General features: G+C 59.1%; 15 protein-coding genes and 1 riboswitch. Of the genes, 13 read left to right on the forward strand and 2 right to left on the reverse strand.

Annotated features, from left to right (window positions below; genetic code table 11):
• Positions 1-438: 438 nt before the first annotated feature.
• The 4 genes from MWR57_RS10160 to MWR57_RS10175 all read left to right on the forward strand — a co-directional run bounded on the left by MWR57_RS10160 (position 439) and on the right by MWR57_RS10175 (position 4,875).
• Complete coding sequence (locus MWR57_RS10160) at positions 439-1,422, forward strand: D-alanine--D-alanine ligase family protein (protein WP_423124704.1); 984 nt, start codon at positions 439-441, stop codon at positions 1,420-1,422.
• Positions 1,419-2,420, forward strand: coding sequence for a D-alanine--D-alanine ligase family protein (locus MWR57_RS10165; protein WP_423124705.1), 1,002 nt, complete (start codon positions 1,419-1,421; stop codon positions 2,418-2,420). The genes MWR57_RS10160 and MWR57_RS10165 overlap by 4 nt, the downstream gene beginning before the upstream one ends.
• Positions 2,417-2,890, forward strand: coding sequence for a GNAT family N-acetyltransferase (locus tag MWR57_RS10170; RefSeq protein ID WP_423124706.1), 474 nt, complete (start codon positions 2,417-2,419; stop codon positions 2,888-2,890). Before MWR57_RS10165 ends, MWR57_RS10170 begins: the two co-directional genes overlap by 4 nt.
• Before the next feature lie 236 nt (positions 2,891-3,126).
• Positions 3,127-4,875 (forward strand): acetylpolyamine amidohydrolase, encoded by a 1,749-nt coding sequence (locus tag MWR57_RS10175; RefSeq protein WP_423124707.1) that lies wholly within the window; start codon positions 3,127-3,129, stop codon positions 4,873-4,875.
• A 157-nt stretch (positions 4,876-5,032) separates the two neighbouring features.
• Here MWR57_RS10175 and MWR57_RS10180 read toward each other — a convergent pair whose 3' ends face one another.
• Positions 5,033-5,644 carry a peroxiredoxin gene (locus MWR57_RS10180; protein WP_423124708.1) on the reverse strand — a complete coding sequence of 204 codons (612 nt, stop codon included), beginning with the start codon at positions 5,642-5,644 and terminating at the stop codon, positions 5,033-5,035.
• A gap of 286 nt (positions 5,645-5,930) precedes the next feature.
• On the opposite strand from MWR57_RS10180, the gene MWR57_RS10185 reads away from it, so the two are divergent.
• The 8 genes from MWR57_RS10185 (at position 5,931) to MWR57_RS10220 (ending at position 16,139) form a co-directional block, all read left to right on the forward strand.
• A complete protein-coding gene (locus MWR57_RS10185; RefSeq protein ID WP_423124709.1) occupies positions 5,931-6,515 on the forward strand; it encodes a shikimate kinase in 585 nt (194 codons plus the stop codon).
• A gap of 9 nt (positions 6,516-6,524) precedes the next feature.
• The gene (aroC, locus tag MWR57_RS10190) at positions 6,525-7,580 is read left to right on the forward strand and encodes a chorismate synthase (RefSeq protein ID WP_423124710.1); all 1,056 of its coding nucleotides are present in this window, start codon (positions 6,525-6,527) and stop codon (positions 7,578-7,580) included.
• A gap of 27 nt (positions 7,581-7,607) precedes the next feature.
• Complete coding sequence (locus tag MWR57_RS10195; RefSeq protein WP_423124711.1) at positions 7,608-7,841, forward strand: hypothetical protein; 234 nt, start codon at positions 7,608-7,610, stop codon at positions 7,839-7,841.
• A 50-nt stretch (positions 7,842-7,891) separates the two neighbouring features.
• On the forward strand, positions 7,892-9,505 hold the full coding sequence (locus tag MWR57_RS10200; protein WP_423124712.1) for a glycogen synthase: 1,614 nt from the start codon (positions 7,892-7,894) through the stop codon (positions 9,503-9,505).
• Between the two features lie 197 nt (positions 9,506-9,702).
• Positions 9,703-10,707, forward strand: coding sequence for a type I glyceraldehyde-3-phosphate dehydrogenase (gap, locus tag MWR57_RS10205; RefSeq protein WP_423124713.1), 1,005 nt, complete (start codon positions 9,703-9,705; stop codon positions 10,705-10,707).
• Positions 10,708-10,724: 17 nt separating this feature from the next.
• Entirely contained in the window at positions 10,725-11,066 is a 342-nt protein-coding gene (locus MWR57_RS10210; RefSeq protein WP_423124714.1) for a hypothetical protein, read from the forward strand.
• A 266-nt stretch (positions 11,067-11,332) separates the two neighbouring features.
• Positions 11,333-11,722, forward strand: a complete 390-nt coding sequence (locus MWR57_RS10215) for a hypothetical protein (RefSeq protein ID WP_423124715.1) — start codon at positions 11,333-11,335, stop codon at positions 11,720-11,722.
• A 145-nt stretch (positions 11,723-11,867) separates the two neighbouring features.
• Entirely contained in the window at positions 11,868-16,139 is a 4,272-nt protein-coding gene (locus tag MWR57_RS10220; protein ID WP_423124716.1) for a PEP/pyruvate-binding domain-containing protein, read from the forward strand.
• Here the strand turns inward: MWR57_RS10220 and MWR57_RS10225 are convergent.
• Positions 16,136-16,537: a response regulator gene (locus MWR57_RS10225; protein WP_423124717.1), complete on the reverse strand. Its 402-nt coding sequence runs from the start codon at positions 16,535-16,537 to the stop codon at positions 16,136-16,138. The genes MWR57_RS10220 and MWR57_RS10225 overlap by 4 nt on opposite strands.
• Before the next feature lie 97 nt (positions 16,538-16,634).
• Here MWR57_RS10225 and MWR57_RS10230 point away from each other — a divergent pair, with 97 nt between their 5' ends.
• Positions 16,635-17,252 (forward strand): pyrimidine dimer DNA glycosylase/endonuclease V, encoded by a 618-nt coding sequence (locus tag MWR57_RS10230; protein WP_423124718.1) that lies wholly within the window; start codon positions 16,635-16,637, stop codon positions 17,250-17,252.
• Positions 17,253-17,439: 187 nt separating this feature from the next.
• A riboswitch (Fluoride riboswitch) is annotated at positions 17,440-17,506 on the forward strand.
• Positions 17,507-17,509: the final 3 nt, after the last annotated feature.

Below are 17,509 nucleotides of genomic sequence, written 5' to 3' on the forward strand. Positions count from 1 at the left end.
ATAGCTGAACAACATCTGTTGGTGGGTGTCGGTTCCGCGCATGTTTTCCTCAATGTTTATGAGTTATCCTAACTGGTTACAGAATACATTGAGCGGATTAAAAAGTCTCGATATTTGATGAGTTTTTCAACAGCCTGCTAAAGTGTTTTTGGAAATATCGATGCCAACAAATGATTCCACATATTTCTCGCTCATACCCATCCTTGCAAAAATACGGGCTTATTTGCCCAAGCAACCGTTCGGGTTGTTAGTGAGATACGATGCGACGCTCCTTGCTCCCCCACGGGCTTGGTGTCCCAAGGGAATTACGAGCTGCCGCACCGAAACCAAAAAAACTTAACTGTTGTTTATAATCTTAACAAAGTCCCCTTGGAAACGGACATACAAGGGAACTTGCTCGCCTTTTGCTAACTGCCCTGTAACCAAGGAAAAACCCATATGCTGATTGGAATGACCTACGACCTGCGGAGCGACTATCTGGCCGCAGGGTACGGGGAAGAGGAAACCGCCGAGTTCGACCGGGAATCCACCATCGCGGCCATTGACGCCGCCCTGCGAAACATGGGCCACGAGACGGTGCCCATCGGCAATTTCATGGGCCTCATGCCCCGGCTTTTGGCCGGCGAGCGGTGGGATCTGGTCTTTAATATCTGTGAAGGGCTGTACGGCTTTGGCCGGGAAGCCCTGGTGCCCGCCCTGCTGGAGGCGCACCGGATTCCCTACGTCTTTTCCGATCCCCTGGTCCTGGCCCTTACCCTGCACAAGGGAATGAGCAAACATGTGGTCCGGGATCTCGGCATCCCTACCCCCGCCTTTGCGGTGGTGCAGTCCATGGCGGACGTGGCTGCGGTGGCTCTGCCCTATCCGGTCTTTGCCAAACCCGTGGCCGAGGGCACCGGCAAGGGCGTTACCCCGGCCTCCAAGATCAGCAATAGCGGGCAATTGCACGCGGTCTGCGCGGAGCTTTTAGAAATCTATCGTCAGCCGGTGCTGGTGGAGGCGTTCCTGCCGGGGAGGGAGTTCACCGTGGGCATCGTGGGCAACGGCCCGGCAGCCCGTTCCATCGGGATCATGGAGGTAATCCTGCTGCCGCATTCCGAGCCGGAGGTCTATTCGTATCACAACAAGGAGTTCTGCGAAGAGCTGGTGGAATACCGCAAGGTGGACGACCCGGAAGCCCGGCAGGCGGAAGCAACCGCCTTGGCCGCCTGGCACGGGCTGGCCTGCCGGGACGGCGGCCGGGTCGATCTGCGCTCCGACGCCAACGGCATCCCGAATTTCATCGAGGTCAACCCCCTGGCCGGGCTGCACCCCGAGCATTCCGACCTCTGCATCATCGCCACCAAATACGGGATCTCCTACCAGGAGCTGCTCGCCGAAATCGTGACCGCCGCCATTGCCAGGCTCGGGCTTGAACCATGAAGCACCTCACGGTCGGGATCATCCACAACGAGCCGATCCCCAAAGGCGACCCGAACTGGGAATCCTCCGCCGATATCCTGGCCCAGGTGGAGGCCATCGAGGCTGCGCTCGCCGAGCTGGGGCAGCCTCGGGTGCGCATCCCCTTTACCCGCGATCTGTCCCGCTTTGTCAGTCAGGTGCAGGCGGCAAGGATCGACATCGCCTTCAACCTCTGCGAGTCGGTGGACGAAGACCCGCTCCTCATCGGCCATCCGGCCGCGGTCCTTGAACTGCTGGGGATCCCCTTCACCGGCTCCTCGGCCATGGCGCTGCTGCTCTCCACGGACAAGCTCACGGTGAAACGGCTGCTCTCCGCCTCCGGCCTTCGTACTCCGCCCTTTTTCCTCTACGAGGGCGCCGAGGTGCTGCGGCCCGCCGGGCTCCATTTCCCGGTGATCCTCAAGCCTCGCTTCCAGGATGCCTCCATCGGCATCGAGCAAGAATCAGTGGTGGAAAACAGCATTGACCTGCTGCCCCGGCTGGAAGAACTCTACGGCCGGTACGGCGCCATTCTGGTGGAGGAGTATGTCGCGGGAAGGGAGTTCAATGTCTCGCTCTTCGGCTATCCCCAGCCCCGGGTCATGCCCCTGGCGGAGATCGATTTTTCCGAATTTCCCGCCGACCTGCACCGGATCGTGAGTTACAAGGCCAAATGGGACGAGGATTCCTTTGAGTACCACCATTGCCCGCGAATTTTTCCGGATACCCTGCCCGAATCCTTGCAGTACACCATGCGCCATATGGCCCAGGAATGCTTCGGACTTTTTGGCCTGCGCGATTACGCCAGGGTGGACCTGCGCCTTGATGCGCAAGGACGTCTCGCCATCCTGGAAATCAACGCCAATCCCTGCCTGAGTCCGGACGCCGGGTTTCCCGCCGCCGTGGCCCACAACGGGATGGGCTACACGGAGATGATCGGAGAATTCCTCCGGCTGGTTTCCCTGCGGCTCGCCCTATGATCACCATCCGGCCCATTGAACCCCAAGACCGCGCCCAACTCCTGAGCCTGGTGGAGCAGCAAGATAATTTCAACGCCCAGGAGGTCGAGGTGGCCATCGAGGTCATCGACGACACCCTGGACCCGGCCAAAAACGATTATTCCATCCTGGTGGCAATACGCGAGGGGCAGGGGGTGGTGGGTTTTATCTGCTACGGCGAAATCCCCATGACCGACCGCCGCTTCGACCTGTACTGGGTGGCAGTGGCTCCGGCCCTGGGCAGGCAAGGGGTGGGTCGGCGGCTGCTTGCCCGGATGGAGAGAGACCTGCGCGCACAGGGGTCGGCCAAGGTTTACGTGGACACCTCCTCCACGCCGGGCTATGATCGGGCGCGGAGCTTTTACGAGAAAAACGGCTACCAGGTGGCCTGCGTGCTCCATGATTTTTACCGGGACGGCGACGACAAGGTGATCTACCTCAAGGAGATCTGAATGTCCTCGTAACAACAGCCCTTCGACAAGCTCAGGCCGACCGGATGTTGTCTTAACGATTGATATTCCGTTCGTGTTGAGCCTGTCGAAGCACCTGTTTAAAGCACATTTCGATTTGTTACGAGGCCATCCTGTTTGTTGAAATCGCTCAAACCGCGATTACAACAGTTACACTTTTATGCCTTTGAATCTATGTCGCGGACCTGTTTCTTTCTCTCTTTTTAAGTGAGCCCACCATGTTTCGCATTCGCCGGATCTACGACGACACCCTGGCCATCGATCGCGAGACCATCGATCAGGTGCAGCAAATCCTGCGCAGCCAGTTTTCGGCGGTCTCGGAAAACGAGATCAACAGCCTGGCTCAAAAGCTTTCGAACCCCCTGAAATACCGCTTCCGCACCATCCTCTTCGTTGCCGACGACATGAAGCCCCGGGTCAAGGGGTTTGCCCTGCTCAACCATGCCCCGGACCTTTCCTTCTGCTTTCTGGACTTCATCTCGGTGGACCCCAAGGCCGCGGCCAGCGGCATCGGCGGCGCCCTGTACGCCCGGGTGCGGGAGGAGGCCCGCTCCCTTGCCACAGACGGAATCTTCATGGAGTGCCTGCCCGACGACCCGAAGATCTGCCGCGACCCGGCCGCGGTGAAGCAGAGCCGGGCCCGGCTCCGGTTCTACGAGCGCTACGGCGCCTTGCCCATCATCAATACAACCTACGAAACCCCGCTCAAGTCGGAGTACGATTGCCCGCCCTATCTGGTGTACGACGATCTCGGCTCCGGCAAGCCCCTTGCCAGGGAAAGGGCCCGCCAGGTGGTGCGCGCCATCCTCATCCGCAAATACGGCAAGGATTGCCCCGCGGGCTATATCGACATGGTGGTGGATTCCTTCCGCGACGACCCGGTGGAGCGCCGCCCCCCCCGGTATATCAAGAAAGAGCCGATTCGGGTGTACCACACCAAGTCGCTGGAAAAATTGATCGGCCTCATCGTCAACGAAAAGCACGATATCCACCATGTCCGCGAACGGGGCTACGTGGAAGCGCCGGTGCGCATTGCCTCCATCCTCAAGGGGATAGAGCCCACCGGCCTGTTCGAGCGGCTGCCGGCGCGCCATTTTTCCGAGCGGCACATCAAAAAAGTCCATGACCCGAAATTCGTCGATTACCTCAATCAGGTCTGCACCGGTCTTGAGCCCGGGAAATCGGTGTACCCCTATGTCTTTCCCATCCGCAACGCGACCAAGCCGCCCAAGGATCTGCCGGTGCGGGCAGGCTACTACTGCATCGACACCTTCACCCCCCTGAACCACAATGCCTACAGGGCGGCCAAGGGCGCGGTGGACTGCGCCCTGACCGCGGCTCAGCTTCTGGAAAAAGGCTACCGCCTTACCTACGCCCTGGTCAGGCCACCGGGGCACCATGCCGAAAGCCGGGTGTTCGGCGGTTTCTGCTACTTCAATTCGGCTGCCATCGCCGCCAACTATTTAAGCCGCGAGGGCAGGGTGGCGGTGCTTGACATCGATTATCACCACGGCAACGGCACCCAGGATATCTTTTATCACCGCAATGATGTGCTGACCCTTTCCATCCACGGGCATCCCAGCTTTGCCTATCCCTATTTTTCCGGTTTCCGCGAAGAGGTGGGGGAGGGAGCAGGGAGGGGATTTAATCGCAACTACCCTTTACCGGAAACGCTGGAGGGCTCTGGCTACCGGCCGGTGCTTGCCCGGGCGCTCAAGCGGATCCGCGCCTTTAAGCCGCATTTTCTCGTGGTGGCGCTGGGGCTTGACCCGGCCAAAAAAGACCCCACCGGAACCTGGTCGCTCATGGCCGCTGATTTTGAGGAAAACGGCCGGATGCTCGGCACCCTGCGGTTGCCCACGCTGATCGTGCAGGAAGGCGGCTACCGGACCCGTTCGCTGGGCGCCAATGCCCGCCATTTTTTCCTGGGCCTCTGGACAGGGATGCACGGGAATAATACCCCTTGAAGTCAGCGGAAAAAGAAAGCCCCCTTTCCCAGGGAGGGGGGAAAGGGGGCTTCAAGGGGAGAGAGGAAGAAAGCAACTCTCCTCCTGTGCTGGGAGTGCAGCGGAGGAGAGGGTGTTCCGTGTTTGCGCAATCGCGCGATCCGCGATTGCGACGGGATTACTTCAGGGCGTCGTACACATGCCCCACCAGTTTCGGACCGGGGGTCAGGGTCTTGTCGCCTGCTTCCCAGCGGGCCGGGCACGCCTCGGCGGGATGGGCGGCCACATAGACGCTGGCCTTGAGTTTCCGCAAGAGTTCCTTGGCGCTGCGGCCGACGTTGTAAAAATTCACCTCGGAGGCCACCAGCTTGCCCTCCGGGCTGATGAGAAAGGTGCCGCGCAGGGCAAGCCCCGTGGTGTAGTCATAGACCCCGAACAACTTGGCCACGGCGCCGGTGGGGTCGGCGGCCATGGGGTATTTGGCGTTTTCCAGGAATTTCTCTTCCCGTTTCCAGGCGAGATGGGTGTAAACGGTATCGGTGCTCACCGTGATCACCTCACCGCCCGCTGCCCTGATATTGTCGTACTCGTCGGCCAGATCGCCTAATTCAGTGGAGCAGACAAAGGTAAAATCAGCGGGATAGAAAACCAGGACGGTCCACTTGCCGGCCTTTTTCAGCTTTTCCAGGGAAGTGGTGCCGAACCCGTAATCGGTCGGCTCGTAGGTTTCCATGGTAAAATCGGGGACATTCTGACCAACCTGTAAACAACCGCAGCAGTTTTCACCCATGAGATATCTCCATCGTAAAAGGAATCCGTAAGGACAATCGTTTCGTGTTTGATAAAAGTTATCATTTGCACGGAAGACTGTCAAACCTTTTTTGTCCTATTTCGTGAAAAAATTGAAATGTCGTTGTATTTCAGGATATTAAGTGAAAACGAGATATCCGCATTGCCCTGATTCTGAAAACCATGCCCGACAAAACCCTTGTGCTTTTTCCTGCTTCGCGGTCTATCACGGAAAAGAAAGAGCGGCCGCGCTTGACACCCCCCCTATCTTCCCGTAAATTCTCTATATGTTCACACCGCGGAGAAAAATAATCCTCACCGGCTACCGGGCCACCGGCAAGACCCTGGTGGGTTTGACGCTGGCCGAACACCTGCACCTCGATTTCATCGATATGGACGAGATGCTCGTGGCCAGGGCAGGGCAGTCCATCCGGCAAATCGTCGCCCAGCACGGGTGGGGGCAGTTCCGCCTCCTGGAGCGCGACCTGCTGGCCGAAATGGTCTGCCGCAAAGACGCGATCATTTCCACCGGCGGCGGGGCGATCCTCCATCAGGATATCTGGAACCTCTTGCGGCAGACCGGCCTCACCGTCTGGCTCACGGCGGATATCGACACCATCTGCCGCAGGCTGGCCGAGGATGCAAACAGTACGGAGCAGCGGCCCACGCTCACCGACTCGGACCTCTATGTCGAGGTGGCCCAGGTGCTGGCCGAGCGGGATCCGCTCTATGAAAAAGGTTCGCACCTTGCCGTGGACACCAGCAACAAAACCGCGGGTGAAATCGTGCATATCATTGAAACGGCCCTGGGAGACGACGCGTTTCTTCGCGAGGTAGAAGCCTCGCTCCCCAAGGACCCCATATTCTGTTAGGTGTAAATAATGGCTGGAAATACCTTTGGCTCTCTTTTTCGCGTAACCACCTGGGGCGAATCCCACGGCACGGCCGTAGGCGCCACCTTGGACGGATGCCCCCCCGGGCTGCCGCTCACTGCCCAGGATATCCAGGCGGAGCTGGACCGCAGGCGGCCCGGCAAGGGGGGCCCTGCGGCCAGCCCCAGAAAGGAACCGGACGCAGTGGAGATCCTCTCCGGAGTCTTTGAGGGAAAAACCACCGGCACCCCCATTGCCCTGGCGATCTTCAACAAAGACGCCCACAGCAAATCCTACGACAATCTCAAGGATATCTTCCGGCCGGGGCATGGCGACATCAGCTATCTCGCCAAGTACGGGATCCGCGACCACCGGGGCGGCGGCCGGGCCTCGGCCCGGGAAACCGCAGGGCGCGTAGCAGCCGGGGCAGTGGCGAAAAAACTCCTCAGCCTGCACGGCATCACGGTTACAGCCTACACCGTGTCCCTGGGCGGGATCACCACCGACAAACGCAATCTGAGCGAAATCAACGATAACCCGTTGTTCTGCCCGGACAACGAGGCCGCCGCCAAAATGGTTGGCCATATCGAGACGGTGCGCAAAGAGGGCGACACCCTGGGCGGCATTGTCGAGATTCTCGCCACCGGCTGTCCCGCGGGGTTGGGCGAGCCGGTGTTTGAAAAACTCGACGCGGCCCTGGCAGGAGCACTGATGTCCATCGGCGCGGTCAAGGGGGTGGAGATCGGTGCGGGCTTTGCTGCCGCCGGGATGCGGGGCTCGGAAAACAACGATGTTATCCTCCCCGAGGGGTTTGCCTCCAACAACAGCGGCGGCATCCTGGCCGGAATCTCCAACGGCGATGCCATCGTGGCCCGGGTGGCGGTCAAGCCCATCCCCTCCATCGGCAAGGAGCAGCAAACCATCAACCTGGCCCACGAGCCGGTCACGGTCAGCATCGGCGGCCGGCACGACATCTCCGCCATTCCCCGGATCATCCCGGTCTGCGAGGCCATGGTTGCCCTGTGCCTGGCCGATCATCTGCTCCGGCAGAAGGCCATCGCCTGAGCACCGCGCTCACGCAACGGGAAATCCATGAAACATCTCTCCCTGCTCATAGGCCTTTTTCTTGTAATTTTCTCCGCCGGTTGTTCATCAAAAGAGCAGGTGTACGAACATATTTACGAAGGGCTCAAGATGCGCGAGCGGATGGAACAACATCCGGCGGAGATCGCTTTACAAGAACAGATCTCCTATGATCGGTATAAAAAAGAAACAGGAACTGATCGCGAGCCAGAGCCGCCTCTTCCGGGCGAAATCCCGCAATAATGAATCCTGCTCTCACATAAGCACACAGCCCCATTTTAATCGGAGAAGTCATGGCCCCTGAGTCCCGCCATTACAAAAAAATCAACAATGTTTGGATGCTGACCCGCGAATACGACGGCCTGGCCGGGGCCGGCGGGGTCAAGGATGTGGCCCGGCAACTGGCCGAGGCCCTGGCGCGCTCGGGCCGCAAGGTCAGCGTGGTCCTGCCGCTCTATGGCTTCATGGACCCTGGTCCGCTGGGCTTTACCCCCCTGGATCTGGGTTTTGACATCGACATGGACTATGCCGGGGAACCGCGCCGGGAGTATGTGCGGGTCTTCGCCAAAACGGCAAAACCGGCCGCAAAAAAAGGGGCACTTGCCCTCTACCTGATCGACGCAGCCCGCTATCTGGAAAAAAAGAGCGTCTACACCTATACCGCCGAGGACGAAGCCCTGGACCCTTTCCACCGCCAGGGCTCGGGCCATTTCGACTACTTCGCCATGAACGTCCTGCTGCAAAAAGCGGCGGCGGCCCTGATGATCCGCTTGGACGAACACCCCGATATCATCCACTGCCACGACGGCCACACCGCCATCCTCCCGGCCATGCTCCGCGAAACGGAAGGATGGCGCCATTACTTTGCTGAAACCGGCTGCGTGGTGACCATCCACAACGCCGGGACCGGCTACCACCAGGAGGTGGGCGACCTGCCCTTTGCCGAGGCGATCACCGGTCTGCCAAGCTCCCTGATCACCGCCAATCTGCTGGACGGCAAATTCGACCCGTTTCTCGCCGCCTCGACCTATGCGGTGATGAACACGGTGAGCGAAAACTATGCCCGGGAGCTGCGGGAAACCGACGACGACGCGCTGACCGGCATGCTCGGCCACCGGCTCCTGGCCCGGGGCGTGGTGCTCAAGGGCGTGACCAACGGCATCAACCCGGCGGATTTTGACCCGGCCAAACCAAAACCCCTGGGTCTTGCCGCCGCCTTTGACCCGGCCAGCGGCGACCTGGCGGGCAAGGCGAAATGCCGCCGGAGCCTGCTCAAGGATCTGGCCCAACGCAGCCTCAAAACGGTCCGCCAGACCGGCACCCTGGACGACCGGCCCGGCATCCCGCTGTTCACCTTTGTCGGCCGCTTTTCCGCCCAAAAGGGGGTGGACAAGCTGCTGGGGGCGCTGGAAACCCTGCTGCCCTCGGACCAGAACTTCCAGGTCCTGATCCAGGGCTCGGGCAGCAAGGAAATCGAGACGGCCCTGTCCGGCCTGGCCGCTTCCCGCAAAAACCTCGGCCGCATCTGCCTGCTCAGGGGCTACGACCAGCAGCTTGCCACCCGCATCTACGCTGCGGGGGACTTTTTTCTCATCCCCTCCCGCTACGAGCCGTGCGGCCTTACCGACTATATCGCCCAACTCTTCGGCAACCTGCCCATCGTCCACCACATCGGCGGGTTGGTCAAAGTGAAAGACGGGGAAACCGGCTTTGCCTATCCGGAGCACAAATCCGCCGCCCTGATGGGCGCAATGCAGAAAGCGATGCAGACCTTCCGGGACAATCCCAAAAAAATCCAGGCCATGCAGCAGGCCGCCGTCAAAACGATTCACGACACCTACACCTGGGATAAAGTGCTGACCCATTATTTATCGCTTTATCACGAAGCAGTTTCGCAGGTACAATAATTCCGCGCCTTCTGGAAAAACGACAGAAAAAAATGTCCGGCTTGGAGCCGGGAAGTTGGAAAAACCACGGACCGTAACTGTTCAACAGTGCCGCAGATGCGCGGAAGAAGCCTGCGAAGTGTGCTATTGCACATGAGCTGGTCGATGACAAAGCAGGTGCGGTGCTGCTGGACAGTTACACACACAAGGAGATTGGCATGGCGATACGAATAGGCATCAACGGTTTTGGCCGCATCGGCCGCAACATCTTTCGGGCCATCGATAAAGATCCGCTCTTTGGTGATATCGAAGTCGTCGCCATCAACGACCTGACCAACAACGCCACCCTGGCCCACCTGCTCAAGTACGACTCGATCATGGGAGTGTACGATAAAAGCGTGACCTCCTCCGAGGATGGCATCGCCGTCAACGGTCGTCAGGTCAAAATCTTCAGCCATCGCAATCCCGCCGACATTCCCTGGGGCAAGCTTGGGGTCGAGTACGTGGTCGAATCCACCGGGCTCTTCACGGATAGCGATAAGGCAGCCCTGCACCTCGAAGCCGGCGCGAAAAAGGTGGTGATCTCCGCCCCGGCCAAGGGCAAGGTCAAGACCATCGTCATGGGGGTCAACGAAGACGAATACAACCCCACCGAAGACCACATTATCTCCAACGCCTCCTGCACCACCAACTGCCTGGCCCCCATGGTCAAGGTCATCCTCGACCGCTTCGGCATCAAGACCGGGTTGATGACCACGGTCCACTCCTACACCAACGACCAGTCCATCCTGGATTTTCCGCACAGCGACCTGCGTCGCGCCCGGGCCGCGGCGCTCTCCATGATCCCCACCAAAACCGGGGCCGCGGCCGCGGTCTCCCTGGTGATCCCCGAGCTGAAAGGCAAGTTCGACGGCCTGGCCGTGCGGGTGCCCACCCCCAACGTCTCCCTGGTGGATGCGGTCATGGAGGTGGAAAGGGCGACCACGGTGCCGGAGGTGAATCAGGCCCTGAAAGAAGCGGCCAACCGGTATCTCGGCTATTCCGAAGAGCCCCTGGTCTCCATCGACTACCAGGGCAACCCGCACTCCTCGGTGGTGGACGCCCTGTCCACCAAGGTGATCGGCACCTCGGTCAAGGTGCTCTCCTGGTACGACAACGAATGGGGCTACTCCAACCGGGTGCTGGATTTGATTTTGCTGATGGAGAGCCAAAAACCGCTATAATCCCAAAGGAGGAAATCATGCATTTCAAGATGCTGGGTATTCACACCGCAACAACGGCGATACTCCTGATCCTTTTTTCTGGCATGTCCGCCGCTGCCGCCGAACCGAAGAGTGCAAAAGAGCAGCGTGAAGTTGCCACGGTAGAACTCATGATTTCCCGCGACGGGAAGGCTATCGTGGACCAAAACGGAAAGGAAGTGGCACGGTTCGTGGAAGATTTAAGGATTCAGGCGCCGAACAAGGAAAGCGCGCGGAAAATGCCGGGCTGCATGCGCTGCTGGAAAGAGTGCCAAGTCTATGAGGGCGAACGATGCGTAACATGGATTCGTACCTGTCAGTGGGATTTTGACTGTAAATAGAGTCGCAAGGTCGGGTAGAACAAAGCGAAACCCGACGCAATAGCTCCAGCGCAGAAGGTAAATCATGCCATACCGGCGGTCGAGAACAAAAGGAGCGGCTTTTTTCTTTACCGCCGTGACCCACGAACGGCGAAGATTTCTGGGTGATGAAGCACGGGCAAAAGGGGTTCCGACCCCTTTTGAACCCTAGACGAAGTCGGGTTTCGCTTTGCTCTACCCGACCTACAACTAGCTGTTTGTTATTAAAATCAAGGGAGGAAGTACGAATGCCAAAGGCCAAGGTTCCTGGAAAAGTTGCGACAAGTAAGCCTGCAAAACCATCGACGACCAAAAAAACAGCAACCAAGCCCGCAGCAAAGGTTGCTGCAAAGGTTACAGCCAAGGTCACAACGAGTAAGCCTGCAAAGGCTGCGGCCGCTAAAAAAACAGCGGCCAAACCAAAAACTTCTGCCGCCAGCGCTGCATCCCCCAAAAAAGCAGTCAAGAAAACCACAGCAAAGCCTGCTGCAAAAACCACAGCAAAGGCTCCCGCCAAGAAAGTTGCGGCCAAGCCCGCCGCAAAGGCTGCAGCCAAAAAACCGGCTGCCAAGCCTGCTGCAAAAAAAGCACCGGCAAAGGCTGTGAAAGCTGCCGCCAAAAAGCCCGCAAAGAAATAACAGGCCTCCACAGAGCAGGTCGGGGAGTTAGCGTTGCGGCCCGGACCTGCTCTGTTCTCGCCTCGTGGCACCATGACACGACTGGAACGGTTCACGCCTTCCGCGCCGCTCTATGCTGTAATCTTTTGAGTTACTCAGGATTGCCATGACCACCGACCACACCCCGCCGGAACTCGAATCGGACGCGCTCAAGGCCAACCTCCTTGAAACCGCGGTGGATTCGGTGACCATCGATGAGGCGCTGCTGCCGCTCCTTGAGATCGTCAACAACTACCGGGGGATAAGCACAACCCTGGAAACCCTGCTCTATGAGGTCAGCCATCCGTTCCGCAACTGGAAGATGATCCTGCCCCGGCTCCGTTCCTTTGTTCTCAAGAATATCGACCATTATTTCCGGCACGAGCAGGGGCCCCAGGCCTTCCCCCTTTTCTGCGGAATATTCCTCAAGGCGGTGGAGGATTGCCGCAAGAACGAACCGCTGCTGGCCACGGCCATGGAAGGGTTGCTGGCCTACCTGGACAAACAGACCTCCCTGCTTGCCGCCGACAGCCTGCCGCGCTATCAAACCGCCCTGGCTGCGTGTTTTGAGCGACTCCACGCGCTGGACGACGAGATTCTGCTCTTTTTGGTCCAAGGCCACCATCCCCTGGGCAAGATCCTGGCCCGGCTGCACGGGTTGTGCCTTGCCGCTCCCGGCTGCCGCGGCGAGACAAGCGCCGCCCGGCTTCTGCAGCGGGTTCTGACCCTCAACTACCGGTACTGGCTGGACGAGGAAGACCCCCTCGCCTGGTTTACCGCGCAATGCGGCGATCTCTGCATGGGCTGGCGCTCCGGCACCCTGTTCAACGCCATCTCCCATCAGCGGCTGAACGAACATCTCGCCACCGTCACCCAGCTTGATCCGGCAGCCCCCGGCGCTTTGGGCGCCATGCTTGCCCTGCCCAACCACATGGACATCATCCGCCTCTACAAAGAGGCGCCGGACCGGCTCGGAGAGGAGACCGTCACCGAAGAACTGGCCGTGGACCGCTTTGCCGAGAACCGCAAGCTGCTCTTTCTTTTCCGGATCATGGATACGGCGGGGTTGGGACTGATTCACGAGGAAACCCTGCGCGAGATCAACCGGAGCCTGGTCCAGCTCATCCGCCAGCAGACCTTCGAGGAGATCGAGCGCTTCCTGCTCACCACACTCCAGCTCCTCAAGGCCAATGTCAAAAAATACCCGCACACCTCGCTGCAATGCATCCAGGTTCTGGGAAGCGAGGTGTTCCATCGCGGCAACAGCCGGCTGGTGGAAACCTTCCTCTTTGAAACCGTGCGCTTCGGCTTTCAGTACGCCAATTTCCAGGGCCTCAACGACGACTGGCAGCCCATCACCAACCCGGCCCACCTGGACAACATCCGGGTCTGGCTCAGCCTGATCATGCAGGAGCCCAAATGGTGCTCCACCCTGTTTTCCGCCCTGATCATCAATCTCAAGCTCTCGGGCACCTGCGTCAAGGACACCGACCTCTTCCAGCGCGACATCACCCAGCTCTTGAACCACCCCATCGAGCCCATCTACAACCTGGCCAAGCAGTTCACCAAGTTGATGCCGGTTTTTTTCAATGAAATCGGGGCGGAAGGGCAGCTCCGCGATGTGTCCACCGAACTCGACGAGATGCACCGCCGCAAGGACCGGCTCATCCATTTCCTGCGCAAACAGAGCCATGTGGAGTCGAGCAACCTGATCGTCGATTTCATCGAGGCGATCTTTAGGTTCTGGCAGACCCTGGACAAAGCCACCCTGGCGCCCTATCTGCCCGAGGAGGTGCTCGCGGAGGTCTCGAACCAGGGGCCATTTGTCGACGATCTCCACGCCCTGATGGGCCGGGTGCTGGGCCATGATGGCCCCATCACCCGGATCGAGGAGCTGCTGACCTGGGACGACCACCGCCGCGACACCTGGCTGGCCTCTCAGCAGGGGCTCAAATCCGAAGAGATCCGCCGCTTCACCCTGATGGTCGAGATGTACCAGCTCTGCCACCAGAAGTACAACCTCGGCGTGCAGGAGATCCGGCAACAGCTCCATCTCGCGGCCAAAAGCGGTTTTCCGGAAATGGAGCAGTTGCTGGGCGATCTGGAGATCTGCGACACCTTCCAGTGCCTGGAGGCGCTGCTCGACACCCTGGAACAGCTCAAGGAAACCATCCAGAGCCCGGAGAAATTCGAGGCCAAGGAGGATATCTACTACAAACGCCACATCGCCGTGGACATCCCCTCGGTCTACGGCCGCTACCGGGAGAAGAAATTCGACGCCCTCGGCCTCACCTTCCGCTTGGAAAACCTGGCCAACGTCTATCTGGAAAAACTGCCCGAGACCGTCAACCTCGCCTTCATCACCCGGGCCACCTTTATCCGGATCATCAAATGTTTGCGCCTCTATCTGCGGGCCCTGAAGATCGACGGCATCACCAGCCGGCGGCTGGAAACCTACATGTCGCTCCTGACCAGCTCGTTTAACATCAAACGCTTCTCCTACACCCAGTACCTCGACATCTTCCGGGGCTTCACCGAGGGGGTGAAGGACATCATCTACACCTATTACACCAACATCCACGAGAACAACCTTTCCATCATCATCCCCAAGATCGGCGAGGCCAACCTGCTGCCCAAACACCGCTCGCTCTGGGAGGCGGACGATCTGCCGGCCAGCATCCTGAGGCTTTCAGAAACCTTCATGCGGGATCTCATCGCCACCACCTTCGGCCTCCAGCATCTGGACAACTTCATCACCCGCATCTACCAAACCCTGGAGCACCAGAAGGAGATCCTGAGCGAAGAGGATCTCGACCTGCTGATGACCTACAACCCGGACCGGGCCTTGAGCAACCTGCACCTCAAGAACCACCACACCAACAACCTGATCCTCTTGGGCAACAAAGGCTTCAACCTGACCGTGCTGGCCACGGACGACAAACCCGTGCCCCCCGGCTTTATCATCACCACGGAGATCTTCCGCTGCTGGCCGGTGATCAAGGGGTTTTACAAGGCCCGCGACGAGTTCATGGGCCAGATCAAAAAATCCCTGACTGAAATGGAAAAAAAGACCGGCCGGCGCTTCGGCGATCCGGCCAATCCGCTGCTCCTTTCCGTGCGCAGCGGCGCCGCGATCTCCATGCCGGGGATGATGGCCACCATCCACAACGTGGGACTGAGCGAGGAGATCAGTCAGGGGTTTGCCGGATCTTCCGGCCAGGGGTATCCGCCGTCTTGTCAGATCGACTATCTGGCTTGGGACAACTACCGGCGCTTTCTCCAGTCCTGGGCCATGGCCGAAGGCATGGAGCGCGAGATTTTCCAGACCCAGATGAACGAGGCCAAGACCCGTTACGGCGTCGCGGTGAAAAAGGATTTTTCCGCCACCCAAATGCGGGAGCTGGCCCTGGAGTACCAGGAGAAGATCCGCGAGGCCGGCATCTGCATTCCGGCCGATCCCTGGCAGCAGCTCACCGGCGCGGTGGAGCTGGTGCTCAACTCGTGGTATGCGCAGAAAACCCAGGAATACCGGGGATTGATGGATGTTTCCGAGGCCTGGGGCACGGCGGTCATCGTCCAGGCCATGGTTTACGGCAATCTGGGGCCGGAATCGGGCAGCGGCGTGCTCTTCACCGCCCACCCCTACCGCAAGGTGAGCCGGGTGGCCCTGTGGGGCGATTATGCCACGGGCGACCAGGGCGAGGATATCGTCAGCGGCTTAGTCGCCACCCAGCCCATCTCGGTGGAGCAGGCGGAACTGGACGGCCGGCCCGAGGAAAACAGCCTGGAAACAAGATTCCCCAAGGTGTACGAACGGCTGCTCGGTATTGCCCGGGAGCTGGTCTATGAAAAGCGCTGGAACCCCCAGGAGATCGAGTTTACCTTTGAAGGTCCGGAGGAAGAAAACCTCTTTCTGCTCCAAACCAGGGATATGATCACCATCAAGAAACGGGAAAAATTCGCGGTGTTCACCGAGGGCAAGGCATTGGATAAGGCGTTGCTCGGCTCCGGCATCGGCGTTTCCGGCAGCGCCCTCTCGGGCCGCGCCGTGTTCACCGCGGCCAATATCCGGCAGCTCAAGGAGGAAGACCCCGCTACCCCGCTGATCCTCATCCGCCAGGACACCGTGCCCGAGGATATCAAGGAGATCGCCATGGCCGATGGTCTGCTCACCGCGCGCGGCGGCCAGACCTCGCATGCGGCGGTGGTCACCATCCGGCTGGAAAAAACCTGTGTCGTGGGCTGCAACGCCCTGAAGGTGTACGAGGCGGAAGAGCGCTGCGAGATCAATGGCCGCGAGATCCGTTTCGGCGACCCGATCAGCATTGACGGGCGAAAGGGTCTGTTTTTACAGGGCGCCCATCCGGTGCGGGAAGAGGTGCAGATCCTGCCGCTCTAGGAAAGTTTTTTGACTTTTTTGTGCTGGCGGTGATACCCGACCACGGTCTCGGCCAGGGTCTTTGCCTGAAAGGGCTTGAGCACATAGCCCTGGATGCCGAGTTTGGCGCAGGCCACGATGTCCTGCTTGTCGGTGACTGCGCTGACCATGATCACCGTGGTGGTTGTGTCGTTCAGGGTCTGTCGGATGGTCTGGAGGGTTTCAAAGCCGTTCATCTGCGGCATCATGATATCTATCAAGACAATATCTGGTTGCCAGCTTTTAAAGGCGACCAGGGCCTCCTCTCCGTTGGTGACCTGCCGGGATTCAAACCGTTCCTCGTCCCGGAAGGCGATCTGAAAAAGATGACGGGTGACCTCTTCGTCTTCGGCAATCAGAATTTTTAGTTTTTCAGCCATGTTCCTGCAACTCCCGCGTTCGATATCCTGTGGTAAAGAGCGGATGTGTTACCCCCTTTTGCCAGGATCAACAAGAAAAAATTCATTGGAGCAAGGCATGCGGGTTTGGGACATTCATCCCGGATTTCTCAACAGACAAAGCCTGTTGGGCGAACACCGGGAAATCCATGCCATCCACACCGTTCTCAGCCAACACAAAAAGGGGTATTCCCGCCACCCGGAAACCCTCCGTTGGCAAGACCATCTTCCCGCCCTGTGGCTTCGCCACGAACAGGTGGTTGCCGAGATGCGTCTGCGCGGCTTCAACCATTTCAGCCCGCTTCCCGCCCCGCACACGGAGATCATCTGGCCCAGTGTGTTCATCGATACGCCGGGCCGCCAATTTGAACTGCTTGCGAGAAAATACGCCACAAAAGAGCAGGGGAGGATTCCCTTACCCGCCAACGCGGGCGAACTCCTTGGCTCCCACGCCCTCTCGCTGATCAGCCGCGAATGCCTTCCCGCTTCGGCCAACCCAGCAACCCCCGAGAGTTTCGCTTCGCTGGCCGAAGCCTTGGTCCATCACCTGCGCCAGCCGCCAACCAAAAAAGGACGGACCGAAGTGCTGGCACTGCTGGAGGTGCCCAACCTACGCGATGCCAGCCTGCTCCTCGATTATGTCCCCCAAAAATCCCGTCAGGCCACGGTGTTGAACGAACTGCTCCTTTGGCCGTAATATTTTATCCGAGCATCACGCAATCTCTGTAGTCTGAGGAATACGCTGTATCCCTTTGTGAACTTCTTTCTTCACCCAAAACAAGGCGAATGGCAACCGCGTGAAAGTGTCCTCCATGGTGGCGCGGCAACCAAAAAGATACCCCCCTTAACAGTTGACAATACGAGAATCATGATCTAGTCTTACTCGAAATAATGGCGATGGAGTTCGCCTTTGAGCGCTTCCCCGACGAAGCTAATGACTCCTACTCTTGAACC

The sequence above is a fragment of the Hydrosulfovibrio ferrireducens genome, from assembly GCF_046883345.1.
Taxonomy (GTDB): domain Bacteria; phylum Desulfobacterota; class Desulfobulbia; order Desulfobulbales; family Desulfurivibrionaceae; genus Thiovibrio; species Thiovibrio ferrireducens.

Excerpts from the sequence above, each read along its gene's own strand:
- MWR57_RS10170 (WP_423124706.1), top strand. The coding sequence starts at position 2,417 with ATGATCACCATCCGGCCCATTGAACCCCAAGACCGCGCCCAACTCCTG.
- MWR57_RS10230 (WP_423124718.1), top strand. The coding sequence starts at position 16,635 with ATGCGGGTTTGGGACATTCATCCCGGATTTCTCAACAGACAAAGCCTG.
- aroC (WP_423124710.1), top strand. The coding sequence starts at position 6,525 with ATGGCTGGAAATACCTTTGGCTCTCTTTTTCGCGTAACCACCTGGGGC.
- MWR57_RS10185 (WP_423124709.1), top strand. The coding sequence starts at position 5,931 with ATGTTCACACCGCGGAGAAAAATAATCCTCACCGGCTACCGGGCCACC.
- MWR57_RS10225 (WP_423124717.1), bottom strand. The coding sequence starts at position 16,537 with ATGGCTGAAAAACTAAAAATTCTGATTGCCGAAGACGAAGAGGTCACC.
- MWR57_RS10175 (WP_423124707.1), top strand. The coding sequence starts at position 3,127 with ATGTTTCGCATTCGCCGGATCTACGACGACACCCTGGCCATCGATCGC.
- MWR57_RS10160 (WP_423124704.1), top strand. The coding sequence starts at position 439 with ATGCTGATTGGAATGACCTACGACCTGCGGAGCGACTATCTGGCCGCA.
- MWR57_RS10165 (WP_423124705.1), top strand. The coding sequence starts at position 1,419 with ATGAAGCACCTCACGGTCGGGATCATCCACAACGAGCCGATCCCCAAA.
- MWR57_RS10215 (WP_423124715.1), top strand. The coding sequence starts at position 11,333 with ATGCCAAAGGCCAAGGTTCCTGGAAAAGTTGCGACAAGTAAGCCTGCA.
- MWR57_RS10210 (WP_423124714.1), top strand. The coding sequence starts at position 10,725 with ATGCATTTCAAGATGCTGGGTATTCACACCGCAACAACGGCGATACTC.
- MWR57_RS10180 (WP_423124708.1), bottom strand. The coding sequence starts at position 5,644 with ATGGGTGAAAACTGCTGCGGTTGTTTACAGGTTGGTCAGAATGTCCCC.
- gap (WP_423124713.1), top strand. The coding sequence starts at position 9,703 with ATGGCGATACGAATAGGCATCAACGGTTTTGGCCGCATCGGCCGCAAC.
- MWR57_RS10200 (WP_423124712.1), top strand. The coding sequence starts at position 7,892 with ATGGCCCCTGAGTCCCGCCATTACAAAAAAATCAACAATGTTTGGATG.
- MWR57_RS10195 (WP_423124711.1), top strand. The coding sequence starts at position 7,608 with ATGAAACATCTCTCCCTGCTCATAGGCCTTTTTCTTGTAATTTTCTCC.
- MWR57_RS10220 (WP_423124716.1), top strand. The coding sequence starts at position 11,868 with ATGACCACCGACCACACCCCGCCGGAACTCGAATCGGACGCGCTCAAG.